Consider the following 25805-nt stretch of genomic DNA (forward strand, 5'->3'; position numbering starts at 1 on the left):
GTGCGTGCCGTCGACCGGGACACCACCGGCCTGGAGGCCCTCGCCGACAGCGCCTCCGGCCTCCCGGGGGCCGTCGAGCCGCACGTCCTGGACCTCACGGACCTGGACGCCGCCGAACTCGCCGCCGCCGGAACCGACGTTCTGGTCAACAACGCCGGCCTCCAGCTCGTGCGGCCTCTCGAGGAGTTCCCGCCGGACGTCTTCCACACGGTGCTCACCGTGATGCTGGAGGCGCCGTTCCGGCTCATCCGCGGCGCCCTGCCCCACATGTACGGGCAGGGCTGGGGCCGTATCGTCAACATCTCCTCCGTGCACGGGCTGCGGGCCTCGGCCTACAAGTCGGCGTACGTGGCCGCCAAGCACGGGCTGGAGGGACTGTCCAAGACCGCCGCCCTGGAAGGCGCGGCCCACGGTGTCACCTCCAACTGTGTCAATCCCGCCTATGTGCGCACCCCCCTCGTGCAGCGACAGCTCGCCGACCAGGCACGGGCGCACGGCCTGCCCGAGGAGCGCGTGCTCACCGAGGTGCTTCTGCGGGACAGCGCCGTCAAACGGCTCATCGAACCGGAGGAGGTCGCCGAGGCCGTCGCCTACCTGTGCGGCCCGTGGGCATCGTTCGTGACCGGCACCTCGCTGGTCCTCGACGGCGGCTGGACCGCCCACTGAGCGGCCCGTCGGACGGGGCGTGCGGAGTTTTCCACAGGGCTGCCGGGCCGGCCCGGTGATGAGGAATCCTGTGAGCATGTCCCGCGATCGTGTGCAGCCGGTCCAGCGCTCCACCGGCGACGCCGAGACCGCCTCGGGCGCCGTGTACGGTGTCGAGGCGCCATTCCTCGAGCTGCTCGCCCGCGGCGCGGCCGCCGAGGCCTACGAGCGGCCGGTGCTGCACGCGCGCGCCGAGGGACGCCCCGCCGAGACGGTCGCGGCGCTGGAACACGCCAAGCTGCTCGCGCTGCGGGTCCGCTCGGAGCTGGAGAAACGCCGCCGGCGGGAGGCCGAGCTGTCGGCGCTCTTCGAGACCGCGCACGACCTGGCGGGCCCGCGCGACGTGGACGGCGTGCTGCGGGCGATCGTGCAGCGCGCCCGCTCGCTGCTCGGTACGGACGTCGCCTACCTCAGCCTGCACGACCCGGAGCGCGGCGACACCTACATGCGGGTCACCGAGGGCTCGGTCGCCGCCCGCTTCCAGCAGCTGCGCCTGGGGATGGGGGAGGGGCTCGGCGGCCTCGTCGCCCAGACCGCCCGCCCGTACGTCACCGACGACTACTTCCGCGACGACCGCCTCCGGCACACGGCGGCCATCGACGCCGGCGTGCGCGACGAAGGCCTGGTCGCCATCCTCGGCGTGCCCCTGACCCTGGGGGCGAACGTGATCGGCGTGCTGTTCGCCGCCGACCGGCGCGCCCGCGTCTTCGAACGCGAGCAGATCGCGCTGCTCAGTTCCTTCGCAGCGCTCGCCGCGGCCGCCATCGACACCGCCAACCTGCTCACCGAGACCCGCTCCGCCCTGGCCGGCCTGGAGCGTGCCAACGAGATCATCCGGGACCGCAGCGGGGTCATCGAGCGCGCCTCCGAGGTCCACGACCGGCTCGCCGAACTGGTGCTGCGGGGCGGCGGGGTGCATGACGTGGCCGCAGCGGTCTCCGAGGTCCTCGACGGCACGGTCGAGTTCGCCGAGGTGGCCGTCGCACCGGCCGCTGCCCTGGAGACCTCCTGTGCCGAGGGACACGCCGTCCGGCACGAGGGCGACTGGATCGCCGCCGTCGCCGCTGGGGGCGAACTGCTCGGCGCGCTCCTGCTGCGCGGCCAGCCCGGTCTCGACCCCGTCGACCAGCGCACCCTGGAGCGCGCCGCGATGGTCACCTCGCTGCTGCTCCTCGCCCGCCGCTCCGCGGCGGAAGCCGAACAGCGTGTGCGCGGAGAGCTGTTGGACGATCTCCTGGACGCCCGCGTCCGCGATCCACGCCTGCTGCGCGAGCGCGCCTCCCGGCTGCGCGCCGACCTGGACGCCACCCATGTCGTCCTCGCCGCCCGTCTGGACGCCACCGCGGCCGACGCCGACCAGGAGGCGGCCGCCCGCCGGCGCCTGTGGTCCGCCGCCTCCCACCTCGCCGCCACCCGGCACGGCCTGGCGGCGGCCCGCGACGGCGGCACGGTCCTGCTGCTGCCCCTGGATCCCGGCGACACCGCGACGGAGGTGGCCCGGCGCACCGCCCGCCACCTCGGCACCGCCGTCCACGAGGCCGTCACCGTCGGTGCCTCCGCACCGGTCGGCGACCTGGTCGCCCGCCCGGAGGGGCTGGTCGCCGCGTACCGGGAGGGCCGCCGCTGCCTGGACGCCCTGAGGCTGCTGGGCCGCTCCGGCGACGGCGCGGCAGCCGAGGACTTCGGATTCCTGGGGCTGCTGCTCGCCGGGGACCGGGACGTGGCGGGCTTTGTGGACCGCACCATCGGCCAGGTCGTCGCCTACGACGAACGGCGCGGCACCGACCTCGTGCGCACCCTCGACGCCTACTTCGCCTGCGGCATGAGCCCGGCCCGCACCAAGGACGCGCTCCACGTCCACGTCAACACCGTGGCCCAACGCCTCGAACGCGTCGGCCGCCTCCTGGGCGACGACTGGCAGGATCCCGACCGTACCCTGGAGATACAACTCGCTCTGAGACTCCACCGCTTGGCGGATCCGATCCCGCGCTGACCCCGTGCACGCGCGGGCGCGGTACACGGGGTGGGCGCGGGCAGGCGGGTGCGCACGGCCGCCCGGGCGGGCCGGGGATCAGACGACGCGGGTCCCCGCCGCCGAGGTGTCCGCCGCCCGCCGTCCCGCGTCGGCGGAGGGCTCGACGTCGGCCAGATCGCGGTGACGAGTCTCCTGGGCCGCGGCCACGGCGACCACCGTGAGCAGGGCCGCGGCGATCACGTACAGGGCGATCGGGGTGGAGCTGTCGTAGTCGGCCAGCAGCGCGGTGGCGATGAGCGGTGCCGGCGCGCCCGCCGCGACCGAGGCGAACTGGGCGCCGATGGAGGCGCCGGAGTAGCGCATCGCTCTCGGTGCGGCCCGCGACGACGTCCGCCGCGAGCGCCCGGTGGCCTTCCACCGACACCGTGCTGTGGTCGCCGAGGCCAGTGGTCGACTCGGTGCCGGAGAGCAGATGGGTGCCCAGTCCGCCGAGCGCAACCACGGCGGTTGCGCCACCGACGGCACCGATGAGGAATTTGCCGCGCTGCATCGCGTACTCCTGAGGTCTGTGGTGAGGATGCGGATCCACTCCCGCCCGCCCGCCCGGGTGCGCACCTTGGCCGAACGGTCAGGGTCGCGGGCCGGAACCCGCCGGGCCCTCGGCCATTCGGCCGATCCCGCTACCGGTGCTCCGGTCTACGGTGATCGGCATGAAGACCGCTTCCGCCCGGGGCTGCGCCCGTGGCCTCGCCGTCGGTGCCCTGCTCGCCGCGTGCGTCGTCGACGTTCTCTACAGCGCCGACGGAACGAGCGTCCTGCCGCTGGCAGGACTCGTGTGGCCGACGCTGGCCGTGGTGCTCGTCGGGCTGGCCGCCGTGCTGTGGCCGGTCGGGCGGCGGCCCGAGTGGCTCACGCCGCAGATCCGCACTGCCGTGCCCGCTGTCGTCTCGGCCCTCCTCACCGCCGCGTCCTTGCTGATCCAAGAGACGATCGTGTTCGGCCCGGGCGAGATCGTGATCCTGCTGTGCCTGCTCTTCATCGCGGTACGGCACTGCCCGCCGCGCTGGGCCGTCGGGTGCGGCGTCCTCGACGCGGGGGCGCTGCTCACCTTGCCGGTGCGCGCCGACGTGACGCTGGGCAGTGAGGGACTGGGCCTGTCGATGGTCGGGCTGCTGCTGGTCGGCCTCATCGCCGGGCTCGCGGGCTATCTGCGCGCGATGGACTACCGCCGCACCGTCGCCGTCAGCGACAGCCGGCGCAGCGAACGCCTGGCCATCGCCGCCGACCTGCACGACTTCGTCGCCCACCACGTGACCGGAATCCTCGTGCAGACCCAGGTGGCCCGCATGATGGCGACCACCCAGCCGCAGGACCTCGACCCTGTCCTGGCCTGCATCGAACGCGCCGCGACCGAGGCCCTCGCCTCGATGCGCCGCACGGTCGGCGTACTGCGCGAGACCGGTCCCGATGCGGCCGACCGCCGCCCGGTCGGCGACCTCGCGGGCATCACCGGACTGCTCGACGGCTTCGCCGCCCCGGGCCAGAGGGTCACTCTGCACAGCGACCCCGGCCTGTCCCCCGATCTTCCCCACGAGGTGCAGGCCGCCGCCTTCCGCGTCGTCCAGGAGGCGCTGACCAACATCCGTCGGCACGCGGCCGACGCCGCACACATCGAAGTCCGCTTGCGGGAGGACGCCGACCGCCTGGAGGTGTCGGTGGCGGACGACGGCCGCGGTGGCACCCAACTCCCGGCGGCCGCGCACGGCGGCGGCTTCGGCCTCGTCGGTCTCGAGGAACGGGTGACCGCCCTGGGCGGCGCACTGAACGCCGGGCCGCGGGACGGCGGAGGCTGGGAGGTACGGGCAGCGTTCCCCACGCGCACGTCCTGAAGGAACGACCTTTCAGAGTGGAACGACGGCCAGTCGAATGCCGAGCCCGATGAGCGCACAACCCATGATCCTGTCGAGCGCTGCCGAGACTCCGGGTCTCGCGACGCGGCGGCCCATCCGGGTCAGCAGACAACTCATCCCCGGACACCACGTCATCAGCACCGCGGCGTGAGCGACGAGCAGCGCGGCCGCCGCTGGGACGACGGCATCGTCCGGCCCGATGAACTGAGGGAACACGGTGGTGTAGAAGATCCCCACCTTGGGGTTGAGCAGGTCGCCGATCAGACCGCGGCGGAATCCGCCGAGCGCGGAGAGAGAGGGCGCCGCACCCTCGGGGCGCCGGAGCGCCGACCGGCGCCGGGCCGAGCGCAGGGCCTGCACGCCCAGCCAGACCAGGTAGGCGGCGCCCGCCAGGCGGAGTGTGTCGTAGGCCACGCGCGAGGTCGCCAGCAGCGCGGCGAGTCCGAGGACGGAGCCCGCCGCCCAGAAGACCTTGCCCAGCGTCAAGCCGACCGTGGCGGCCACCGCGGCACGCTGGCCGCCCTGTCGCGCGCAGCCCAGCACGACCGTGAGATTTGCGCCCGGGGTCGCCGCGAGGATCAGGCACATCGCGACGAAGGAGCCCAGCCGGGCCCAGCTGAGCCCTAGCACCCCGGCTCACCGCCACCGGCTGCCCGCCCGGACGGCAGCACGGGGAGGAGGTCGCAGGCGCGGCACTGATGGCGGCGGCTCTGGCCAATCTCGACGACGGTTGCGATGCCCGCACTGTCGAGACGCTGCTCGTCGAGCACCGGGTCGCGCGCCCCGTCTGACCGACGAGCAGCTCCAGCAGCTGCTGGCCTGGCGCCCACGCCTGTGGGAGGCGTTCGCGGCCCACACCAGGACGGAACAGGTCGATGCCGTCAACCGGCTGCTGAGCGACGCGGCGGCCCGCCCGTACGTGTCCACACACGACGGCCAGCCGCCGCACCTGCACTACGCCGACGAGAACGCCGACGTCGTCACGCGTGTGCGGGCCGCCACAGCGGCCGGGCTCGCGCTGGTACTCACCGAGACGGACCCCTGCCGTCTCGGGCGGTGCTCGGCCCCGGACTGCCGCGCCGTCTTCGTCGACGTGTCCCGAAACGGCCGCCGCGCCTACTGCTCTCGCCTGTGCGCCACGCGGGTCCACGTCTCGGCGCACCGCGACCGCACGCGGCGCCGGTGATACTGCTCTGCGTACCGGATGGCGATGCTCGTGAACCGGGCGGTCTCCTTGCGGACGGCCGCTGCCCCGGGGTTCTTCCGGGATGTCCGGCCGCAGCCGTGACGACGTGCGCTCACCCGCGATCAAGGTGCGTCGAACTGCTTGGTCTCGCCGACGCAGGAGCCGGTCACCCGGGCGATCCGGCCGGCCGTCAACCGGACGTCGAGGCCCTGGCCGTCCCCGCCGCGGTTGTCGGAGACCACGCGCAGTCCGCCGACGGCCTGGGCGTGCAGGGCGTTGATGAGCGCGGTGGTAGCCGCACAGCCCGACGCCTTTCTCCGGTGCCGGAACGCATCGCACGGTGGTGGTCATCGCCTGCGGCGAGCAGGTGGCAGAGGCGCCGGGGCGACGCCCTCCACGACGGTGTTGGTGATGGTGCCGATGCCCTCGACGGTCATGGTGACGGTGTCGCCGGGCACGAGGGGCGGGGGTTCGAGGACGCCGCCCCGGCCCCAGAGTTCGGCCAGGCAGCCGCCGTTGCCGCAGGTGCCGGAGCCCAGGACGTCGCCGGGGCGGATCCAGGTGCCGCGGGAGGCGTAGGCGGCCATCTCCTCGAACGTCCAGGCCATGTTGGCCAGTCGGTCCTGGCCGATCGTCTCGCCGTTGACGGCGACGGTGAGGGCGAGGTCGAGGAAGCCGTCGGCGTCGCGGTGGGGTTCGAGTTCGTCGGCGGTGACGAGCCAGGGGCCGAGGGTGGTGGAGGTGTCCTTGCCCTTGGCCGGGCCGAGTTTGACCCTCATTTCGCGGCCCTGGAGGTCGCGGGCGGACCAGTCGTTGAGGATCGTGTAGCCGAGGATGTGGTCGCGGGCCTGCTGGGGTGTCAGGTCCCGGCCCGCCTTGTCGATGACGGCGGCGACTTCGAGTTCGAAGTCGAAGCGCCCGCAGCCCGGCGGTACCGGCACGTCGTCGTGGGCGCCGATCATCGCGTAGGGGTTGGTGAAGTAGAACGCGGGTGCGACGTACCACTCCTCGGGAACGGTGTCGCCGTATCCCCGGGCGACGCCCGCGACATGGCTCTCGAAGGTCATGTAGTCGCGAACGGTGGGCGGCTGCAGTGGAGGCAGCAGGCGCGCGTCGGCCAGGGGCACGGGCAGGGAGGCGGTCAGGGCGCGTTCTCCCGCTCCGCGCAGGGCTTCCTCGCCCTCCACGATCAGGTCCAGCAGGTCGACGGGGTGTTCGAAGGGGTGGAGTTGGTCGTCGGCGACGACTCCCGACTGCCGTTTCCCGTCATGGACGAAGCTTGCGAACTTCACGCCGTGCTCCCCTCCGCCTCGGCCGGCGCGGTGCCGCTCGGTCGGAAGCCGACGAAGACGGCGGCGATCAGGGCGGCGGTCACGCAGGCGGCGGCGGTGAGGAGCAGTCCGTTGTTGTAGCCGTGGGCCAGGGCGTCGGTGGTGTAGGGGGCGAGCTTGGCGCTGAGTGGCCCGAGGTCGGCGGTGTGCAGGGCCAGCGGGCCGCCCTCGTGGAGGACGGCTGAGGCGATGCCGTGCTCCTTCGGGGTCAGTCCGGCATCCGCGAGGCTCCCGGTCAGCTGTCCGGCGGCCATGCCGAGGGCGACGGCGCCGACGACGGCCGGGCCGAGGGTCTGGCCGAGGTCGCGGACCAGGCTGGTGGTGGCTGCCGCCATGCCGGTCAAATTCTGCGGTACGACGTTGACCGCGGCGGCGGTGATCGCGGCGACGACCAGGCCGAAACCGACGCCGTTCAGGATCAGCGGGCCCAGCATGGGCAGCAGAGCGGTCTCGTGGATCGGCAGCGCACGCAGCCACAACTGGCCCACGGCCATCGCCAGGAAGCCGGTGACGAGCATGGGGCCGGGCCCGATGCGGTGCAGCAGACGGACCAGCAGGGGCCAGATGAACGGCGTGCACGCCTGGATGATCATGACCGGGATCGCGGCCTCGAAGGGGCCCTGGTGCTGGATGACACCGAGGCGGATGCTCAGGTCGTACGCGCCGCCGAGGAAGCCCAGCATGCCGATCACCGCCATCGCGGCCGACGCTGCGAACGCCGGGATACGGAAGAGGGCCAGCCGCAGCATCGGGGCCGCGCTGCGGTTCTCCACCACGATGAACACGGCGATGAAGACGGCGAAGGTGACGAAGGACGCCACGACGGGGGCCGAGCCCCAGCCGTCCGAGGGACCCTGGATGATGCCGTAGAGCAGGGCGAGCATGGCCACGGCGATGGTGATCTGCCCCGGCCAGTCCAGCGAGCGGCCTTCCGGGGCGCTGGACTCGGTGGCGAGCAGCCAGGCCGCCACGGCGGTGATCACGGCGAGCACGCCGGTCACGCCGAACGCCCACTGGAACGGCGCGTGCTCGACGATGCCGCCGGACATGAGGGGGGCGAGGAAGGCACCGAGCGACAGGGCCGTGGTCCAGGAGGCCAGGCCCCTGGCGCGTGCGGCCGGTGTGGTCGTGATCGCGGTGATCATCGTCAGGGAGGCGGGGAAGAGCGCGGCGGCTCCGATGCCGGAGATCGCCTGGCCGGTGATCAGCTGAGCCGGGGTGTCGGAGGTGGCGGACACCAGGTAGCCGACGGCGGCCAGCAGCGCCGCGCCGACGACGAGTTTCTTACGGCCGTAGCGGTCGCCCACGACGCCGAAGGTCAGCGCCAGGACGGCGGCAGGCACCAGAAAGGCGTCACTGATCCAGGTCAGTTCCGCACCGGACGTGTGGAGGGTGCGCTGCATCTCGCCGTTGATCGCGGCGGGCAGGACCAGTCCGATCTGGGCGAGGCACACGGCCAGACAGCCGGCGATGATCGTGCCGGTGTGGCGCGTCGTAGCGGCCGGTGCGGCGTCGGACGGCGGGGCGGCGGGTGGGTCGTAGGCAGGGGTGGAGACCATGTCTCCTCCTTGGGGAGGGTTGGCGGGTCGTGCGGCCCGAGGGGGACGGAGGGGAGAGCCGTTGATGCGGGGAGCGGCGTCAGGGGCTTCAGAGGCTGGGGCAGAGTTCGGCCATGCAGCCGAACAGGCCGGGGCCGTCGAGCGGGGGCAGTGAGGGGTCGAGCTCCCGGTAGACGGTGTTCACGTTGACGGCGAGGCGTTCGCTCTCGTCCAGGTCGGCGAAGCGGCCGAGGCGGATGTCGCGTGCGGCGTCCATGGCGGGCATGCCGGCGGTGAAGCGGGCGGTGGCCTGCTCGTGGACGTATTCGAGGTAGTCGCGGATCACGCGGACGGCCTGTTTGGTGGTGACGGGGCCGTGGCCGGGTACGACGATGTCGGCGTCGAGGCCCAGCAGCAGGTCGCAGGCGGTGAGCCAGCGGGTGAAGGGACCGTGCCAGACGACCGGCGCCGCTCCGGCGAAGACGATGTCGCCGGTGTAGACGGTCCGGGCGTGTGGCACGTGGACGATCGTGTCGCCGGCGCTGTGCGCGGGCCCGACGTCGATGAGGCGGACCTCCGTCCCGCCGATGTCGAGGACGGTCTCGCCGTCGAAGACCCGGTTCGGGAGGACGGGTTCGATGTCGGTGTGGTCGAAGCGGCCGAAGATCCGGCGGGCGAAGTGTCCGGCCGGGCTGTCCATGCTGGTCAGCGCTCGCATTTCGGCGGGGCCCACCTGCCGCATGTCCGCCACGGACCCGCGGGCCGCGATGATCTCGGCGTGGGCCACGAGCTGGTTGCCGAACCAGTGGTCGCCGTTGCCGTGGGTGTTGACCACGGTGGAGATCGGTGCCGGGGTGGTGAGCGGCGCCAGCGCATCGAGCATGGTCTTGGTCAGCCGCAGGTCGTAGAGGGTGTCGACGAGCAGCGACGCGCCCCGGCCGGTGATCAGCCCGGCGTTGCTCATGCCCCATCCGACATCGCCCGCGATCCAGGCGTAACAGCCGTGTCCGAGCTCGATACAGCCCGTCCGGGATGTCACGGAAGCCACGTTGCCTCCTTGTTCAGCGTCCCGCGATCAGCAGAGCGAGACTCTCATCCACTGCTGGACTGGAGTCCAGTAGTGGAGAGGAATCTAGATAGGTGCCGGGGAGGGGTCAAGAGCCGTGCGGCCTTGTGTTGTACTGGGGGCCATGAAGATCCGGGACGCGGCAGCCGCCTCCGAGGGCGGCGCGGCCGTCGGGCGCCAGGAGCGCAGGCGTCGGAAGCTGCACGACCAGCTGTATGAGACGGCGGTCGGTCTCTTCGTCGCCCAGGGATACGAGGCGACCACCATGGAGCAAATCGCCGAGGCCGCCGATGTCGCCCGGGCCACCGTCTTCAACCACTTCGCACAGAAGGTCGGCTTCCTCGAGGAATGGGGAGTCCGCCGCCGTGCCCGCGTCGCCGAGATCCTCGGCGCGGAGCACGCCGAGGACCTGCCGGTCGGCGACCGGCTGCGCCGCTACCTGAAGGAGATGGGGGACCTCAACGTCGCCTCGCGTGCAGAGACCACCGTTCTGATGGACGCCTCGGCGCGGTACGGGCACCTCCTGCAGGACCCGTCCCTGGACATCGAACTCGCCAGGATCGTCGAGCAAGGGCGGCAACGCGGGGAGATCAGGGCGGGCGTCGACTGCGACCAGGCCGGCCAACTGCTGGCCGCCTGCTACTTCTCGACGATCCTGCGCTGGATCCGCGAGGAACCGGCCCCCTTCGACCTGCACGAGCGCCTCGCCGGGGCGCTCGACATCATCCTGCTGGGCCTTCTCGCCGACGAGGCACACGCCGGGGAACCCTGACGGTTCCCTTCACCTGCCGACGTCCTTGCCAGCCGCCTTGCCGGTGACACGGCGCCGATTCGCGCGCCGCGCCCGCGCGGTGCGGCATTGGTCTGACAGCGCGCCCTGCATCTCGTTCGCCGCACTGACCTCAGAGTCCGAATACGCGGAGGAGCTTCGGGACACGGAGAGCATCGAAGGGCCCCACCGCTCGCGGTGGGGCCCTTCGACATCTTGCCTGGTGAAGCACCGCGGAGGATGCGAGCTCGGAACTCGTGAGGGGAACGGGCTTCAAGGCGGGTTTGCTGCCAGGGGCTGAGATTCTGTGCCCTGCGCGTCCGCCGGATTCGACGCCGTCGGACTCGGGTTGGCGTCCTGCTAGCGTGTGGCTGGAGCGGTCCGGCAGGTCACGTCCTTCGCCGGCTTCGCCGGTGGTCAGGTAGGTCGTGGCCGTCTTGTCCGCGCACGACTTGAAACCGTACACGCCGTGTCCGACGCCTCCGGCGACCGTGACCATCTTCGAGCCCTTCAGCACACGGTGCAGGCCCTGAGCGCCGGCCAACGGGGTCTGGGAATCCCACTGGTTCTGCAGGATCAGCGCGCGGACCTTGTTGTCGATGGCCAAGTCCCGGGTCGTGGTCGTCCCCGCTCGCTCCCCTTTCGCCGACGCCGACCGAGGCCGACGTCGGGGACAGCCCGTGGCTGCCTACCGCCCTCGCCCATCCCGCGCTCGAAGCATGGTCCGGCCCTGCCTCCGATGGGTCCCGCAGCCGTGGCGCCCTGCGCACCCCCGCCGCGATACGGGAGCCGTGGCGACCACCGGCCGCACAGCCCTGCACGCCGAGGCCGCCAACCGCTTCTCCCCACACCCGGACGTTCGATTCGTCCCGCTCGACGGACCGCCCGTGAAGATCGCTGTCGCCACCCGCGGCACCGACCACGGGCACGCCATCACCGCCGTCCGCCACGGCGGGCGCGGCCGACCCGACGGCCGTCCTGCCGCCGGTGCCGCCGCACCAGCCCGGCCGCCACGCGCCTTCTCAGCAGAGTTGGGTAAGTCGGCCCGGGACATCCGCGGGGCTGTTCCGTCGGCGAGTGCTGTAGCCGGCCTCGAGAAGGTGGCGCAGGGATCTCCCGTGCCACTACGGACAGAGTCAGCAGGCGCACGACTCCGCGGCGAGCGGCAGCCGAGGCGGTGGTCGGTCTCGCCGGTCAGCGGATCTTCGACAGGGCGTTGTCCTGGTGCCGGGCATGCACGTACTTGACGGCGATCTTGGGTGGATGCCGAAGAGCTGGACGAGATGGACCGGGTCGATGGCGCAGGCAACGGGAGGGCATCCGCTCGTGAGCGGTGGTCCTGCGCCGCCGCGGACGGGACTGCCCAAGGCGTCCAGTGGGTCGATGCCCGATGCCCTGCGGCCCCTCACCGGGCGACAGTGGCCGAGTGCCCGAGCCCGAGTCGGGACACCGGTCTGGAGGCGTCCATGGCGGTCATCACCGTACGTCGAGATCCGTGGCGAGGAGGGCCGCCAACTGGTCGAGCGCGGGCCCGGCTGTCTCGTCGTCGGAGGTGAGAACGACCTCCTCGCCTTCCTTCAGGCCCAGACTCATCAGCATGAGAGTGCTGCTCACCGGGACCGGGTCGCCGTCTGTCCTGCGAATGGTGATGCGATGGCTCATCTTCGCTGCCGCGCGGGCGAAGGCGGCCGCAGGTCGGGCGTGCAGCCCCTGTGAGCACAGGACGGTCGCGTAGCGCTCCGGCATTTTTTCACTCCTTGGGTTCTGTCTGCAGGCGTCGTTCAATTCACGGCACCGGGAAAGGCGGATATTGGGCAACACCGGGCCGCCGGACGGGTATCGGAGATACGAAGCCCGACGACGATCTCGGCGCGGGGCCGGATGATTCCGAAAGCCGACAGGCTGTCATGGCCGAGGAAAGTCCGGGACATCGTGAGATGCGTCGGTGAGTCGTCCGGCTTCTGGAAGTGGTGGCTGACAACGCCGGTGATCTGTCCGACCGAGCCGTGGTCCGACGCGGTGCACATTTCACCGATACAGGGCTGTCACCGGCGCCGTAGGCGGTGGCCCCTTCGCCCCCGGGGATCCCCGATCGGATGCCACACATCCGCATGCACCACTCCTCGTCGCGTTCGGTCGCCCAGGCGTATCCGCACAAAAAAAGACCCGGGAGCAGCTGCCTTACGACAACTCGTCCCAGGTCTTGCCCGGCTGACGCCGGTCACAATCCGTGCCGCGTACCGTAGCCGCGAGTCCGTCCCGGCGTCAATGAGACCACCGCCACACCACAGGGATCACCCATAGGGAAAATGTGATGCCCGGCGTCTGGACACCAAATGAGAACGGTGTCTACTGTCTCGCCGCAAGACATCCACGGGTGTCTTACCAAGGCTGGGATTGTTACTGGACCGCAGGCAAAACCCAAGCCGGGACCCGCCGCTTCCCCAAGCGGCTCGCAGGGTCACGGCTTGGGTTTTTTTGTTGCCGCCAATCGGCACGCGGTTCCGGGGCAGCGGGGCTCGAGGAGGAGCCGTGACAACTACAAGCAAGTACGCATCGATCGCCGAAGAGGTCCTGCGGGGCGTCGGTGGCAAGGACAACGTCAGATCCCTGACTCACTGCGCGACCCGACTGCGTTTCGTGCTCGTCGACCCGTCCAGGGCCGACAAGGCCGCCGTCGAATCCACCAGCGGTGTCATCACGGTCGTCGAGGCGGGCGGCCAGTTCCAGGTCGTCATCGGCAACACCGTCGGCCACGTCTACGAGGCGGTCGTCGCCCAGGGCGTGGACGGGGTGGGCGGTGGCTCTTCCGGTGGTCCGCTCTCCCGCGTGATCGACCTCGTCACCAGCATCTTCCTCCCGTTCCTGTGGACCCTGGCGGCCGCGGGGCTGCTCAAGGCACTCCTCGCGGTCGCGGTGAAGATCAGCCCGGGCTTCGGCACCACGTCGACGTACGCCATCTGGTTCGCCGCGGCCGACGCGGTGTTCCAGTTCCTGCCGATCCTGCTGGCCGTCACCGCCGCCAAGCGCTTCAAGGCGAACCAGTTCACGGCGATCGTCATCGCCTGTGCCCTCGTCTACTCTGCCACCGTCGCTGTCATGCCCGGTGCGCACGGCGCGAGTGTGACGCTGCAGGCGTTCGCCCAGCAAGGGGGCAAGCTGACCTTCCTCGGCATCCCGGTCGTCATGGCCAACTACCTGTCCGCCGTCGTCCCGGCCATCCTGGCGGTGTACTTCCAGTCGCACGTGGAGCGACTGGTGGAGCGAGTGCTGCCCGCGACGGTGCGCAACTTCGGCACGCCGCTGCTCACGCTCGCACTCGTCGTGCCCGTCTCCTTCCTCGCCATCGGGCCGGTCTCGACCTGGGCCGGCGACAGCCTCGCGTCCGGTGTCGGCGATCTGTGGGGTCTGTCCCCCTGGGCGGCCGGCACGGTGCTCGGCGGTCTGTGGCAGGTCTTCGTCGTCTTCGGCCTCCACTGGGCCTTCATTCCGATCGCCTTCCAGCAACTGGCGACCACGGGCCACACGGACCTGGCGGGCGCGCTGTTCGCACCGGTCCTCGCCCAGGCCGCGGCCACGTTCGCGGTGTTCCTCCGGACGCGCAACCGCGACCTGAAGGCGGTGGCCGGACCGGCCGCACTGTCCGGCTTCCTCGCCGGGATCACCGAGCCGGCGATCTACGGTGTCACGCTCCGCCTCAAGCGCCCGTTCGTCTTCGCCTGCGTGGGCGGCGCGGTCGGCGGTGGCATCGCGGCGGCGGGCGGCTCGGCGGCGACGAGCTTCGTTCTGCCCGGCGCGATCACCCTGACCTCCACCCTGAACGCCGGCAGCTTCGCCCTCCAGCTGATCGGCTGTGCCGCCGGCATGGTCATCGCCTTCGCGCTGACCCTCCTCATCGGCTTCAAGGACCTGCCCGCGGCGAGTGGGAGCGCCGCCGACACCGCGGACGAGGCCTCCGACAGCAAGGTGTCCGACGCCGGAACGGCGACCCTCGCGGCACCCGTCGCGGGGAAGGTCGTCGCGCTCGCCGAGGTCCCCGACAAGGTGTTCGCCTCCGGCGCCATGGGCTCCGGCCTGGCGGTCATTCCCAGCGAGGGCAAGGTGTACGCGCCGCTGAGCGGCACCCTGGTGAGCGTCATGCCGCACGCGTTCGGCATCCGCAGCGACTCGGGCGTCGAGGTGCTCGTGCACATCGGCCTCAACACCGTCGAGTTGCAGGGCCGGGGCTTCGCCCCCGTCGTCACCCAGGGGCAGCGTGTGAACGCCGGCGATCTGCTGACCGAGGTCGACCTCCAGGTGCTCACGGACGCGGGCTACGACCCGATCACCGTACTGATCGTGACCGACCAGGGCGGACACACCGCCGTCGTGCCCGCGATCACCGGTGACGTACAGGCCCGCGACGCCGCACTCGACCTCGTCGGCTGAGGAGACACACGTGACCGACCCGACCGCGCCCCGCCCCTTCCCGGACGGTTTCCTCTGGGGCGGCGCGACAGCCGCCAACCAGATCGAGGGCGCCCACGACAAGGGCGGCAAGGGTGTCTCCATCCAGGACGTCCTGCCCCGCGGCCTCGCGGGCCCGCGCACCCCCCACCCCACGCCCGACAACCTCAAACTGAAGGGCATCGACTTCTACCACCGCTACGCCGAGGACATCGCCCTCTTCGCCGAGATGGGCTTTACCGTCTTCCGCTTCTCGATCGCTTGGAGCCGGATCTTCCCGGACTGCGACGACGAGCTGCCCAACGAAGAAGGCCTGGCCTTCTACGACCGTGTCCTCGACGAACTGGAGAAGCACGGGATCGAACCGCTGGTCACGATCTCCCACTACGAGACACCGCTGGCGCTCGCGGAGAAGTACAACGGCTGGGCGAGCCGCGAGATGATCGGCTTCTACGAGCGCTACGTCCGCGTGCTGTTCGACCGCTACGGCCGGCGCGTCAAGTACTGGCTGACCTTCAACGAGATCAACTCCGTGCTCCACGCGCCCTTCATGAGCGGCGCCATCACGACGCCCAAGGAGGAGCTGTCCCGCCAGGACCTCTTCCAGGCCATCCACCACGAACTGGTGGCCAGCGCCCTGGCCACCAAGATCGCCCACGAGACCGCGCCGGACGCGCGGGTGGGCTGCATGGTGCTCGCCCTGCCCGTCTACCCGCTCACCCCCGACCCTTCCGACGTCCTCGCCGCGCTGCACGCCGACCACGCCAACCTCATGTTCGGCGACGTGCACGTACGCGGCGCGTACCCGGGCTACGCGCTGCGGTACATGCGGGAGAACGGCATCGAGCTCCACATCACCGACGAGGACCGCGAACTGCTCACGCACACCGTGGACTTCGTGTCGTTCAGCTACTACATGAGCGTCTGCGAGACCGCCGATCCCGAGCGGCGCGAGGCGGGTGAGGGCAACATCATGGGCGGTGTCCCGAACCCGACGCTCCGGGCCAGCGAGTGGGGATGGCAGATCGACCCGACCGGTCTGCGCATCGTGCTGAACCAGTTCTGGGACCGGTGGCAGAAGCCGCTGTTCATCGTCGAGAACGGTCTCGGCGCCAAGGACGAACTGATCCATGCGGACGGCCGGCCCACGGTGAACGACGACTACCGCATCGCCTACCTGAACGACCACCTGGTCCAGGTCGCGGAGGCGATCGCCGACGGTGTCGACGTCCTCGGCTACACCACCTGGGGCTGCATCGACCTCGTCAGCGCGAGCACCGCGCAGATGAGCAAGCGCTACGGGTTCGTCTACGTCGACCGCGACGACGACGGCAACGGCAGCCTCGCCCGTCACCGCAAGAAGTCCTTCGGCTGGTACGCCGACGTCATTCGCAGCCAGGGTGCCGTCCTGCTGCGCCGCGACGGGAGACCGTAGCACCCGCAACCCGACCCGGCTGTGCCCCGGGGGCCAGGTACTCTGCCCCGGGGGCCAGGTCAGTGAGGACTCCGTAACCATGCTCGTCAAGAAGATCTTCAACAACAACGTCGTGCTCGGGATCGACGAGCACGGTGCCGAAACCGTGTTCCTGGGGCGGGGGCTCGGTTTCCAGGTCAAGCCCGGGGACGTCGTGGACGCCGGCCGGGTCGAGCGCCGGTTCGTGGCGCAGGCGATGCCCGCCGAGCGCCTCGCCGCCCTGGCCGCCGAGATCCCGCTCGGTGTGATCGAGGTCATGGAAGAGGTCGTCGCCGCCGCCCGGCGGCGGCTCGGCGAGAAGATCAGCGAGCACATCCTGCTTCCCCTGGCCGACCACGTCCATGTGGCGCTCGCCCGCGCCCGCACCGGAGCCGTGATCGAGTACCCGCTCAAGTGGGAGATCGAGAACCTGTATCCGGCGGAGACAGAGATGGGCACAGCGGCCCTGGAGATCATCGAGAGGCGGCTCGGGGTACGGCTGGACGAGACCGAGGCGCTGCCGCTGGCCCTCCACTTCGTCAACGCGCAGATCGGATCCGGCGACATCGCGGCGACCGTGCAGATGACGCAGTGGCTGCGGACCGCGCTCCAGATGATCGGTGAGGACCTGGGAGTCGCGATCGACCAGCGCTCGCTGGATGCGGCGCGGTTCCTCGCGCATCTGCGCTACCTCTTCCTGCGCGCCCGGGACGGCAAGCAGGCTCCCGAAGTGGGTGACCAGATCGGCGAGGCGGTCAGGAACACCAGGCCGCTGGAGTACGCCTGCGCGGAGCGGCTGGCCCGCCGGATGGAGGAACTGTTCGACTGGCAGGTCGGCCGGGAGGAGATCCTCTATCTCGCGCTGCACGTCAGCCGCCTCACGGCGCAGTGCGACCCGTCGGAGGGCGACCGTGTCGATGCCTAGCGGCGCCCACGGCGCGGACGTGATCCTGCGAGGGGTGGGCGGTCGGGAGAACGTCACCCGGCTGACGCACTGCTTCGTCCGTCTGCGGTTCCGGTTGCGCGACCCGGCAGCCGCGGACATCGACGCGCTGCGCGCTCACCCCCTCGTGGCGTTCATCACCTGGCAGGCGGACGAGTTGCACGTCGCGCCCCGGCGTGACCTCTTCCGGCTGTTCGCGGCTTTGCGGGACGCGCTCGGCGACACCGCCATTCCCTGACACGTCCCCCCGGCGACTTCCACCCTTCACCCCGGCAGGCAGCCCGCGGACGGCCGGCGGGACCGTGGCGCGTGCCCCTGGCCACCCGAGGCCATGCCCCCGTTCGACTTGAGATCGTCGACGCGCTGCCGGGCCGCCGCATCAACCAGCGGGGAGTGCCAGGAGAGCAGCAGTTCCCTGAGCCCGTCGAGGATTTCTGTCCCAGCGATGGCCCGGACCGGACGACAATTGTCACGCTCGGATCTGCGAGTTCGCGACGTTCTCGAAGCCAGGGTTGCGCAGCGCGTACTGCGGCAGGTGGCCTGGCCCTCCTCCATGGTCCCCGGCGAGGTTCCGGGCGATCAGAGAGCAGATCCGGAGTCTCATCCAGGCCCGAGGGCTGGGTGGCTCGGAGCGTGGTGACATCGCCGGCCCGAAGACCATCCGTATGGGCTGTCCGCGATCTTGTGGGTGGAGCCCGGTCGGGTCGGCCGAAAGGCCGACCCGGACGTCGCGGCCTGCGGGGACCGTGGCCTTTCGGCCGAGGCGGTTGGGGGGTGCGGGCGGCGAGGGTTGCCTCCGTACCCATCCGGACCTGGAGGTCAGTATGAAAGCCAAGGTAATCGTCGTCGGCGCGGTAGCGGTCACCGTCGCCGGCGCTGTCGCAGGCACGTTCGCCCTGGAGGGCATGAATGTGCAGAAGAACACCGCCGATCCCGCCGGCGGCGGGTACGCGAAGGTGCAGGATCACCCGGGCCTCAGCGGCGATCTCGTGGCGACACACATCGAGACCTGGTACCACCCGCTGCCGTGGATCGGAAAGGAGATCCACGCTGTGTCGTGCCCGGACCTCGCGGCGGTGAAGAACACGAAGATCACCTGCACGGCGAAGTCCGGCAGCACCCGGGTCACTGTGCCGGTGAGCGTGGTCGAGGTCGCCGGATCCACGGCTCCGCGCGTCACCTGGAAGTTCGAGCGCTGACATGGGCGCGTTTGTGACCGGGCCCGACACGGCCCGAACCGACGACTGCACGACCGCGGGGGAGCGGGCATGATCGAAGCAACGGGCCTGTACAAGCGCTATGGCGCCACGGTCGCCGTCGATGACCTCTCGTTCGAGGTCCGCCCGGGCCGGGTGACGGGCTTCCTCGGTCCGAACGGGGCCGGCAAGTCGACCACGATCCGGCTCATGCTCGGCCTGGACGCCGGGGGGCGGACGGACGTTGTTCAGCGGCAAGCCGTACCGGGACCTTCGCCACCCGATGCGCGAGGTGGGCACCCTGCTGGACGCGAAGGCCTTCCACCCGACCCGCAAGGCGCGCAGCCACCTGCGGATGCTCGCCGCGGCCGCGGGCGTGCCGGACGCGCGGGTCGATGAGGTACTCCACCTGGTCGGGCTGGAGTCGGTGGCGAAGAAGCAGCCGAAGGGTTTCTCCCTCGGTATGGGCCAACGGCTGGGGCTCGCGGCCGCGTTGCTCGGCGACCCGCACACGCTGATCCTCGACGAGCCGGCCAACGGACTCGACCCGCAGGGCATCAACTGGCTGCGCGGCTTCCTCAAGGACTTCGCCGCGTCCGGGCGGTCCGTTTTCGTCAGCAGCCATCTGCTCGCCGAGATGGCCCTGATGGCGGACCACCTGGTGGTGATCGGCAAGGGCCGGATGATCGCGAACGAATCGGTGGCCGACTTCGTGACGAAGAGCTCTCGCAGTGTCGTCGTGGTCCAGAGCCCGCGCATCGACGAGCTGGCCGAGCTGCTCCTGGCCGAAGGCGCCGGTGTCGAACGCGTGGACAGCACCGCGATCGCGGTCAGCGGCGCGGACCGGGCGAGTATCGGGGAACTCGCGTACGCCCACCAGATCATGCTGCACGAGCTCACGGACCGCGCGGCCACGCTGGAGGAGGCGTTCCTCGACGCGACGGCCGACGCCGAGCAGTTCGTCGCCACTTCCGCGGCACCCCGATCGATGGGAGAGGCCGCTGCGGCGAGCACCCCCGACACCCCGGAAGGAACGCGATGACCAGCGCACTGCGCTACGAATGGGTTCGGCTCACCACCCTGCGGTCCACGTGGTGGCTGATCGGGCTGTCCGTTGTCGCCCAGGGGCTGTTGGCGCTCGTGCTCACCCTGAGTGGCAAGAGCCGCGACGCGCCGCTCGCCGGAGACGCGGCCGCGTCGGCGCTCAGCGGCGGTACCGGCATGATCCCGCTGATCTTCGTCTTCATGGTGTTGATCGGCGTTTTCGCCACGGGGCACGAGTACCGGTACGGGACGATCCGCGCCTCGCTGACGGCGTTCCCGCGCCGCGTGCACCTGTGGGCCGCCAAGGCCCTGGTCGTGGCCGCGGTGGCCGTGGTGGTCGGGGCGCTCCTGGTCGCCGAGAGCCTGGGGATCGGTCTGCTGGTGGGCGGACCGAGCGCCGAGGAGGTCTTCACCGGGCCCCAGATGGGCCGGGTGGCCGTCGGCTATGTGGTGTTCCTCGTGGTCTGCGCGCTGTTCGGGCTCGCGCTCGCCGGCATCACCCGCAGCATCCCGGCGGCCATCGTGCTGCTCATCACCGTTCCCGTGATCATTGAGGGCCTGATATCCCTGATCCTCGGGATGGAAGCCTTCGAGTCGATCCGATCACTGTCCGCCTACCTGCCGTTCACAGCGGGCGAACGCATGATGGCCGTGAGCTCACAGACGCCCCTCGACGGCGGCCCGGCACCGCTCCGGCCCCTCGCGGGGGGTCTGGTCTTCACCGCTTACGGCGCCGCCCTGCTCGCCCTGTGGGGAACCCTGTTCGTCAAGCGGGACGCCTGATACTCCCACCGCTCGACGGGCTTCCCCTGGTGCGTATCCCCTTGTGATCACGCAGGTGCAACTGACGGATGCCGAGCGGGGCTCATGGGGCACGGGCATCCATCAGTTCGACCAGATGCTGTCGGTTCCCGGCCCCTGGTCCGTGATCACCGCACTCGCCGACCGCCAGGCGCGGCCCCCGGCCACGAGGAGCTCTCCGTCGACGGCGACGAGCCGGACGCGACGAGCGGCCGTTCACCGGTGGTCAGTTCGTGACCGAGGAAGGACTGGTCGTGGGCATCCCGACGCCGACGCGAGCACGGCTCCCGCACTCGCGGACGCGGTGCGCGAGGTGCTCGCGCGCTCCGACGCATCCACCGCTGGTCGGGGAACCCGCCTGAGCACCATCGGGTGCCGACCGAAGTGCCGGGGGCTGCCCGGCACTTCGGCTTGGTCCCTCCTCACGGACAGGCTTCGACCCGCTTTATCCGAGGGCCCACCGCTGGTTGGCACCGCCGTTGCAGTTCCACAGGACCCCTTGGGTTCCGTTGCCGGTACCGGCGTTGTACGCGTCCAGACACAGGCCGGAACGTGCGCTGGTGATCGTGCCGTTCGAGTTGACGTTCCACTGCTGGTTCTGTCCGCCGTGGCAGTCCCAGATCACGACCCGTGTGCCGGGAGAGGTTCCCGAGGCCTCGGCGTCCAGGCACTTGGTGCCATAGACGCGCAGTTCCCCGGCGGCGGTGCGGGTCCACTTCTGGCCGGCCCGGTCCAGGCAGTCCCACAGCTGGACCTGGGTGCCGTTGGTCTGCGACGAGTTGGGTACCTCGAGGCAGCGGCCGGAAGCGGCGCCGACGATCGGCCCGCCGCTCGGCGGCGGCGGGGTCGTACCGCCGGGCGGCACGTACGGGCACTTGAGCTTCGACCGGGAGACGCCGCTGGTGTCCGCCAGCGACGGGCACAGGAACTGGGTGTAGCGGGTGTCGTTGTCGAGGAAAATCTTCAGCCACGGGATCATGCGGCGCGTCACGTTCGAGTTGCCCCACGTGGGGAAGCCGTGACCGCCGCTGCTGAGCTCGATGAAGGCGCTCTGCGTGCCGGCCGGCATGCCGCCGTAGAGACCGTCCAGGTAGGACGGGGTGACCGTGCCGTCGTCCCGTGCGCCCATGATCACCGTGGGAACCCGCAGGGTGGACAGGTTCTGCGAGGGAGAGAAGGGCGCCAGCGGAAGGGCGGCCTTCAGCGACGGTCGCCTGACGGCCGCGCTGATGGCGCCGCCACCCCCCATGGAGTGCCCGATCACGCCCAGCCGGTTGGGGTCGACGCGGTCACGCACCGCACTCTTCTGGGTGAGGTAGTCCAGCGCGGCGAGGAGTTGGGTCCCGCGCGCGGTGTCGTAGTCGTTGGGGCTGTTCGTGTCGATGCCGATCACGACGAACCCGAAGGAGGCGAGCCATGGCCCCATCCAGGCACCCTCGGCAGCCCACTTGGCGGTGTAGCCGGGCACGGCCGCGACCGCGCCCCAGGTGCCCAGGCTGGTGTCCGTCGGGTAGTAGATCTTCCCGCCGTTGAAGCCGTTGCCGGGCGGCACGGTCAACTCAGCGGTGGCGAACGTCCCCCGCTGGGCCGCGACGCTGCTCACCGTGGGGGCAGGGCCACGCTCGTACGGGTTGTCCTGAGCGGACGCCGGCCGGGCCGAAGCCGGCTGGATCGCGACCAGCGCGGTGATCAGGCCGGTCACGGCCGCGACCACGGCCGCCCGCAACCTGACCGTCCGGTCGGTCCATCGACGTCTCGTCCTGGTGGCCCGGGTGTCCTCGGACACCGGGACATCGGTGACGCTCGGGTGCATCGTCCTGTTCCTCCATACCTTTGTCGTGGCTACGGGAGCCGGGTCGGCGGGTGGATCAAGGAATGACGTGCGCATGACAGGCGAGCTCAGCGCTGGGCCGGGGGAGCGGTCGGGGAAGTGGTGCGCGCTGCGCCGGAGTAGACCGAAGCCTCCTTGGCGGTGGCGGCGATGCCGTTCGCACCGTTGAAGAGGCGCTGGCCCCAGCTGGTGAGCCGGTTGGGGTCGAAGTCGGTCACCAGGTCCAGGTACTGCACATCGCTGCCGTTGCCGCTCCACGACCAGCCGATGTAGCCGATGCCGAGCCGCTGGGCCGCCGCCATGATGGCGTTCTCGTCGGGGTTGCCGTCGGAGTGGTTGTGACCGAACTCGCCTACCACGATGGGGAGTTTCGCGGCGACGAAGCGGTTCAGGTAGTCGTTGACCTTGGCGGCCGTGTTGTAGACGCCGTACATGTGGACCGAGAAGATGGTGTTGCGGTCCCGGTCGGCGGCGAAGACCGACGCGGCGTTGTCCCGCATGGTGAAGGACCAGTCCTGGCCCCAGTTGGGCGCGTCCACCATGAGGGTGTGGTTGAACCCGGCGTTCCGCAGCTTCTGGATGGCTGCCTTGGTGTCGGCGGTCCACCTGGAGGCGTTGTTGTTGCCGATCGGCTCATTGCCGATGTTGACGATGACGTAGCTCTCCTGACCGGTCAGGGCGCTCTTGACGCTGATCCAGTAGTCGGCGGCGCGGGAGAGGGTGGTCGCCCCGCTCTGGTCGCCGTAACCCGTGGTGTCGTGGACCTCCAGGACGCAGATGAGCCGGTTGCGCTTGCACTGGGAGACGACGTTCGCCACGTCGGCCGTGTCGTTGCGGGTCCAGCGGTCACCGTTGGCGAGGACGACGCGGACGGTGTTGGCGCGCTTGGCCTTGATGTGGGCGATGGAGCTGATCCGGCTCGGGTACCAGGTGTGGGCGTGGTTGACGCCCCGCATGACGAAGTCGTTCCCGTTCGCCTCCAGCAGCCGGCCGTTCTGGATGCGGAAGCCGGTGGGCGCGGCGTGAGCAGACGTGCCGAAACCGAGCAGGGGGGCGAGCAGGCCCAGGAGGGTGGCCATGACGGCGGCCACGCGTGGGGCGGTGCGGGTGGAAGATTTCATGGGGGCTCCCATACGACGGGGGACGGGGTGTTCAGTAGATGGCGGCTCGTGCCGTGCAGCTGACGGCGGCCGAGGGAGTGCCGACCGTCGCCGGTGTGCCGGCGATGAAGCCGAAGGCGGTGCTCGCACCCGGGGCGAGCACGCCGTTCCAGGACGCGTTGGTGACGGTCGCCTTGCCGTCGGCGGTCGTGCCGAGGCCGCCGTTCCAGACCTGGGTGAGGCGTACGCCCGCGGCCGGTACGACGGTCGCGGTCCAGCCGTTGACGCGGGACGTGGACGCGTTGGTCACCGTCACCTCGCCCTGGTAGCCGCCCTCCCAGGTTGAGACGGCCCGGAAGGAGGCGGTGCAGGCGGGGTCGCCGCCCGGGTCGCCCGGCACGGCGCGGCCGAGGGCGGCGGTGAGGGCGGGGTACCAGCGGGCGGCGATCTTCTCGTTGCCGGAGGCGGAGGGGTGCACGCCGTCGTACGTGTCGGAGGCGGTGTTGAACCCCGTCCACTGGTCGACCACCGTCACCGGGGAGCGGCTCGTACTGGTCGCCCGGGCCCAGCCGGGGATCCGTGCGTTCAGGGCGACCACGCGCTGGGCGCAACCGGTGCAGCCCGACGGGTTCATCGGTATCAGCTGCGCGACGAGGATCTTCATGCCCGGATTCGACGCCCGCATCTGCTGCACGAGCTTCGTGTACGCGGCGAGGATGGTGTCGGGGGAGATGCTGCTCCACACGTCGTTGGTGCCGAAGTGCATGACAACGATGTCCGGACGCGTGGCTGCGAGCCTGCCGGGAAGCAGGTTCCGGTTTGCCACGTTGGTCACGAGCTCACCGCCGTGGCCTTCGTTGTCGCCGTCGAACGCCTGCGAACAGCCCTGCTGGTTGAGGGTGCCGACGAAATCGATGTTCCTGTATCCGGTGCTCTGCAGACGGTTCCACAGCAGGGCCCGCCAGCACCCCGGCGAGCCGGTGATCGAGTCGCCCAGCGGCATGATGCGTACGGGGGCGGCGGGGGCGGCGGTGGCCGACGGTGCGACTGCCATGCCGAGCGCGAGCAGAAGCGTGGTCAGCAGGATCCGGAGGAGCGGTAAGTGCCGGGTTCTGCGCATGCCAGTCCCTTCCCGTGTGAGCGGGGAGCAGTTCGAAGATGTGGTGCGGTGACCGACTGGTCACGGGCGCGTTCGCCCGGAGCAATGCTGCGGTGCCGGCGAACGAGGCGTGGTCGGCGCAGGTGCCGGTCTCCTCGTCCGCCAACCTCCGTCCGGGTGGGGCTCGTTCAGTGTGTGTAGACGGCGGAGCGGGGTGGCGAGCCACCGCCACGGCACCAGGTTCCCGCTCCCGTTGTGAACGCCGGTCAGCCCGCGGTCGAGGCGTTCCACCTGCCGCGCGGTCGCGGCGTGCGCCGTCTGCGGCAGTCCGGCGAGTGCGGCCGACGGGGCGGCGGTGGTGATGCCGGAGATCAGTCGGCCTCTTGAGCGGTCTCTCGGCCTCCACGATCGCGCCGTGAAGACGGGACGCCGACGTGCGTCGGTCACGATGACCTCCGATGCGTGGGGGTGCCGAGTGAACGGGTCTCTGGTGGAGCAGGAAAGTGATCGTTCACTCCGGCATGCATGGGATCGCTCCCACGGAGAGTAGGAAGCCGCCGGAGTAGCGTCAAGGGTTCTGTCGAAGCCTGGTGTTCGGGCTTGTTCGGATTCGTGACTTTGGCGTTGCGTACGGATTGACAGGCGGGAGTGCGGTCTGGAAACTGCGTGGTGCATGGCAGCTGTTGTGAACGCTCCCATCCAACGAGCCGTCAGAGGTCAAGGCCGATAGGAAACTTGCGGGAGTATTCCCCCCTGCTTTTTTATCTGACTGTGAACGTTCACACCATCGGCGGGGTCGCTGTCGTCGATGGCGCCAGTTCACGGGCGGCCCACCTCCACCGAGCCCCGCCCGGACAACCCCATAGCAACTGCCACCCGCAATGACCGAACATGCGCCGACTGGGACGTCTCGTGTGCGGTCGGCGCACAGGAAGGAGCGACCATGTCCCCGACGCCTGCATCCGGTTCTGCATCCGGTCCCGGGCGGCTCAGCCGCCGGGCGCTGCTCAGAGCCACCACCGCGACCGCCGGGGCGATCGCGACCGCCGCCGCGCTCGCCGAACTCGAGGCGCCGGCCCACGCCGCCGCGGGCTTCGTCAAGGGTGTCGACATCAGCTGGGTGCCGCAGATGGAGGCGCGCGGCTACTCCTGGAGGAACGCGAGCGGGCAGACGCAGGACCTGCTGGCGATTCTCAAGGGGTACGGCATCACGGCGGTGCGGCTGCGCACGTTCGTCAACCCGTCCAGCAGTCCGACGGACGGGCACTGCGGCATCAACGAGGTCGCCGCCTTCGCCAAGCGGGTCAAGGCCGCCGGGATGTCGATCATGCTGGACTACATGTTCGGTGACACCTGGAACTCCGTCGGCGTGCAGAACCCGCCCGCGGCCTGGCGGAACATGAGCTACAGCC

21 protein-coding genes and 4 pseudogenes are annotated in these 25805 nt (G+C 70.6%); 14 read left to right on the forward strand and 11 right to left on the reverse strand.

Annotated features, from left to right (window positions below):
- Positions 1 to 666 (forward strand): SDR family oxidoreductase (locus ALMP_RS30180; RefSeq protein WP_264933968.1); only part of this gene is annotated, 666 nt, incomplete at its 5' end.
- A 76-nt stretch (positions 667 to 742) separates the two neighbouring features.
- Complete coding sequence (locus ALMP_RS30185; RefSeq protein WP_264933969.1) at positions 743 to 2698, forward strand: helix-turn-helix domain-containing protein; 1956 nt, start codon at positions 743 to 745, stop codon at positions 2696 to 2698.
- Positions 2699 to 2776: 78 nt separating this feature from the next.
- On the opposite strand, the pseudogene ALMP_RS30190 reads toward ALMP_RS30185, so the two are convergent.
- Positions 2777 to 3043, reverse strand: a pseudogene (locus ALMP_RS30190) (MFS transporter); the annotation flags it as partial.
- 347 nt (positions 3044 to 3390) lie between these two features.
- On the opposite strand from ALMP_RS30190, the gene ALMP_RS30195 reads away from it, so the two are divergent.
- Entirely contained in the window at positions 3391 to 4569 is a 1179-nt protein-coding gene (locus ALMP_RS30195; protein ID WP_264933971.1) for a sensor histidine kinase, read from the forward strand.
- A gap of 12 nt (positions 4570 to 4581) precedes the next feature.
- Here the strand turns inward: ALMP_RS30195 and ALMP_RS30200 are convergent, their stop codons facing one another.
- Positions 4582 to 5220, reverse strand: coding sequence for a LysE family translocator (locus ALMP_RS30200; protein WP_264933972.1), 639 nt, complete (start codon positions 5218 to 5220; stop codon positions 4582 to 4584).
- 100 nt (positions 5221 to 5320) lie between these two features.
- On the opposite strand from ALMP_RS30200, the gene ALMP_RS30205 reads away from it, so the two are divergent.
- Positions 5321 to 5776 (forward strand): CGNR zinc finger domain-containing protein, encoded by a 456-nt coding sequence (locus ALMP_RS30205; protein ID WP_264933973.1) that lies wholly within the window; start codon positions 5321 to 5323, stop codon positions 5774 to 5776.
- 134 nt (positions 5777 to 5910) lie between these two features.
- On the opposite strand, the pseudogene ALMP_RS30210 reads toward ALMP_RS30205, so the two are convergent.
- The 4 genes and pseudogenes from ALMP_RS30210 to ALMP_RS30225 all read right to left on the reverse strand — a co-directional run.
- Positions 5911 to 6060, reverse strand: a pseudogene (locus ALMP_RS30210) (succinyl-CoA--3-ketoacid-CoA transferase); the annotation flags it as partial.
- Positions 6061 to 6123: 63 nt separating this feature from the next.
- A complete protein-coding gene (locus tag ALMP_RS30215; RefSeq protein WP_264933974.1) occupies positions 6124 to 7068 on the reverse strand; it encodes a fumarylacetoacetate hydrolase family protein in 945 nt (314 codons plus the stop codon).
- Complete coding sequence (locus ALMP_RS30220; RefSeq protein ID WP_264933975.1) at positions 7065 to 8666, reverse strand: MFS transporter; 1602 nt, start codon at positions 8664 to 8666, stop codon at positions 7065 to 7067. The genes ALMP_RS30215 and ALMP_RS30220 overlap by 4 nt, the downstream gene beginning before the upstream one ends.
- Before the next feature lie 88 nt (positions 8667 to 8754).
- Complete coding sequence (locus ALMP_RS30225; protein WP_264933976.1) at positions 8755 to 9693, reverse strand: MBL fold metallo-hydrolase; 939 nt, start codon at positions 9691 to 9693, stop codon at positions 8755 to 8757.
- 142 nt (positions 9694 to 9835) lie between these two features.
- Here ALMP_RS30225 and ALMP_RS30230 point away from each other — a divergent pair, with 142 nt between their 5' ends.
- Entirely contained in the window at positions 9836 to 10483 is a 648-nt protein-coding gene (locus ALMP_RS30230; protein ID WP_264933977.1) for a TetR/AcrR family transcriptional regulator, read from the forward strand.
- A 357-nt stretch (positions 10484 to 10840) separates the two neighbouring features.
- Here the strand turns inward: ALMP_RS30230 and ALMP_RS30235 are convergent.
- Both ALMP_RS30235 and ALMP_RS30240 read right to left on the reverse strand, forming a co-directional pair.
- A pseudogene (locus tag ALMP_RS30235) lies at positions 10841 to 11081 on the reverse strand (alpha/beta hydrolase); the annotation flags it as partial.
- Between the two features lie 875 nt (positions 11082 to 11956).
- Positions 11957 to 12226, reverse strand: coding sequence for an HPr family phosphocarrier protein (locus ALMP_RS30240; RefSeq protein WP_264933979.1), 270 nt, complete (start codon positions 12224 to 12226; stop codon positions 11957 to 11959).
- A 786-nt stretch (positions 12227 to 13012) separates the two neighbouring features.
- On the opposite strand from ALMP_RS30240, the gene ALMP_RS30245 reads away from it, so the two are divergent.
- From ALMP_RS30245 to ALMP_RS30280, 8 genes and pseudogenes are all read left to right on the forward strand, one after another.
- Positions 13013 to 14908 (forward strand): beta-glucoside-specific PTS transporter subunit IIABC, encoded by a 1896-nt coding sequence (locus ALMP_RS30245; RefSeq protein ID WP_264933981.1) that lies wholly within the window; start codon positions 13013 to 13015, stop codon positions 14906 to 14908.
- Positions 14909 to 14918: 10 nt separating this feature from the next.
- Entirely contained in the window at positions 14919 to 16361 is a 1443-nt protein-coding gene (locus ALMP_RS30250) for a glycoside hydrolase family 1 protein (protein ID WP_264933983.1), read from the forward strand.
- Positions 16362 to 16440: 79 nt separating this feature from the next.
- Entirely contained in the window at positions 16441 to 17304 is an 864-nt protein-coding gene (locus ALMP_RS30255; RefSeq protein ID WP_264933985.1) for a PRD domain-containing protein, read from the forward strand.
- On the forward strand, positions 17297 to 17560 hold the full coding sequence (locus tag ALMP_RS44210) for a PTS transporter subunit EIIB (RefSeq protein WP_309299556.1): 264 nt from the start codon (positions 17297 to 17299) through the stop codon (positions 17558 to 17560). Before ALMP_RS30255 ends, ALMP_RS44210 begins: the two co-directional genes overlap by 8 nt.
- Before the next feature lie 586 nt (positions 17561 to 18146).
- Positions 18147 to 18521 (forward strand): hypothetical protein, encoded by a 375-nt coding sequence (locus ALMP_RS30265; protein WP_264933987.1) that lies wholly within the window; start codon positions 18147 to 18149, stop codon positions 18519 to 18521.
- Positions 18522 to 18590: 69 nt separating this feature from the next.
- Positions 18591 to 18695, forward strand: a pseudogene (locus ALMP_RS30270) (hypothetical protein); the annotation flags it as partial.
- Positions 18696 to 18762: 67 nt separating this feature from the next.
- Positions 18763 to 19560 (forward strand): ATP-binding cassette domain-containing protein, encoded by a 798-nt coding sequence (locus tag ALMP_RS30275; protein ID WP_264933989.1) that lies wholly within the window; start codon positions 18763 to 18765, stop codon positions 19558 to 19560.
- Complete coding sequence (locus ALMP_RS30280; protein ID WP_264933991.1) at positions 19557 to 20345, forward strand: ABC transporter permease; 789 nt, start codon at positions 19557 to 19559, stop codon at positions 20343 to 20345. Before ALMP_RS30275 ends, ALMP_RS30280 begins: the two co-directional genes overlap by 4 nt.
- Positions 20346 to 20808: 463 nt before the next feature.
- Here the strand turns inward: ALMP_RS30280 and ALMP_RS30285 are convergent, their stop codons facing one another.
- The 3 genes from ALMP_RS30285 to ALMP_RS30295 all read right to left on the reverse strand — a co-directional run bounded on the left by ALMP_RS30285 (position 20809) and on the right by ALMP_RS30295 (position 24414).
- Positions 20809 to 22176 (reverse strand): ricin-type beta-trefoil lectin domain protein, encoded by a 1368-nt coding sequence (locus tag ALMP_RS30285; protein ID WP_264933993.1) that lies wholly within the window; start codon positions 22174 to 22176, stop codon positions 20809 to 20811.
- 86 nt (positions 22177 to 22262) lie between these two features.
- Positions 22263 to 23315, reverse strand: a complete 1053-nt coding sequence (locus ALMP_RS30290; protein WP_264933995.1) for a glycoside hydrolase family 5 protein — start codon at positions 23313 to 23315, stop codon at positions 22263 to 22265.
- A gap of 31 nt (positions 23316 to 23346) precedes the next feature.
- A complete protein-coding gene (locus ALMP_RS30295; protein ID WP_264933997.1) occupies positions 23347 to 24414 on the reverse strand; it encodes a GDSL-type esterase/lipase family protein in 1068 nt (355 codons plus the stop codon).
- 922 nt (positions 24415 to 25336) lie between these two features.
- Between ALMP_RS30295 and ALMP_RS30300 the strand changes: the two genes are divergently transcribed.
- The coding region (locus ALMP_RS30300; protein ID WP_264933999.1) for an arabinogalactan endo-1,4-beta-galactosidase at positions 25337 to 25805 on the forward strand (469 nt) is incomplete at its 3' end.

Source organism: Streptomyces sp. A012304 (assembly GCF_026008495.1).
Taxonomy (GTDB): domain Bacteria; phylum Actinomycetota; class Actinomycetes; order Streptomycetales; family Streptomycetaceae; genus Streptomyces.

What these genes read in the sequence shown, in the direction of transcription:
- ALMP_RS30285 (WP_264933993.1), bottom strand. Translation starts at nt 22,176, where the DNA reads ATGCACCCGAGCGTCACCGATGTCCCGGTGTCCGAGGACACCCGGGCC.
- ALMP_RS30265 (WP_264933987.1), top strand. Translation starts at nt 18,147, where the DNA reads ATGAAAGCCAAGGTAATCGTCGTCGGCGCGGTAGCGGTCACCGTCGCC.
- ALMP_RS30230 (WP_264933977.1), top strand. Translation starts at nt 9,836, where the DNA reads ATGAAGATCCGGGACGCGGCAGCCGCCTCCGAGGGCGGCGCGGCCGTC.
- ALMP_RS30295 (WP_264933997.1), bottom strand. Translation starts at nt 24,414, where the DNA reads ATGCGCAGAACCCGGCACTTACCGCTCCTCCGGATCCTGCTGACCACG.
- ALMP_RS30220 (WP_264933975.1), bottom strand. Translation starts at nt 8,666, where the DNA reads ATGGTCTCCACCCCTGCCTACGACCCACCCGCCGCCCCGCCGTCCGAC.
- ALMP_RS44210 (WP_309299556.1), top strand. Translation starts at nt 17,297, where the DNA reads ATGCCTAGCGGCGCCCACGGCGCGGACGTGATCCTGCGAGGGGTGGGC.
- ALMP_RS30240 (WP_264933979.1), bottom strand. Translation starts at nt 12,226, where the DNA reads ATGCCGGAGCGCTACGCGACCGTCCTGTGCTCACAGGGGCTGCACGCC.
- ALMP_RS30185 (WP_264933969.1), top strand. Translation starts at nt 743, where the DNA reads ATGTCCCGCGATCGTGTGCAGCCGGTCCAGCGCTCCACCGGCGACGCC.
- ALMP_RS30195 (WP_264933971.1), top strand. Translation starts at nt 3,391, where the DNA reads ATGAAGACCGCTTCCGCCCGGGGCTGCGCCCGTGGCCTCGCCGTCGGT.
- ALMP_RS30280 (WP_264933991.1), top strand. Translation starts at nt 19,557, where the DNA reads ATGACCAGCGCACTGCGCTACGAATGGGTTCGGCTCACCACCCTGCGG.
- ALMP_RS30290 (WP_264933995.1), bottom strand. Translation starts at nt 23,315, where the DNA reads ATGAAATCTTCCACCCGCACCGCCCCACGCGTGGCCGCCGTCATGGCC.
- ALMP_RS30255 (WP_264933985.1), top strand. Translation starts at nt 16,441, where the DNA reads ATGCTCGTCAAGAAGATCTTCAACAACAACGTCGTGCTCGGGATCGAC.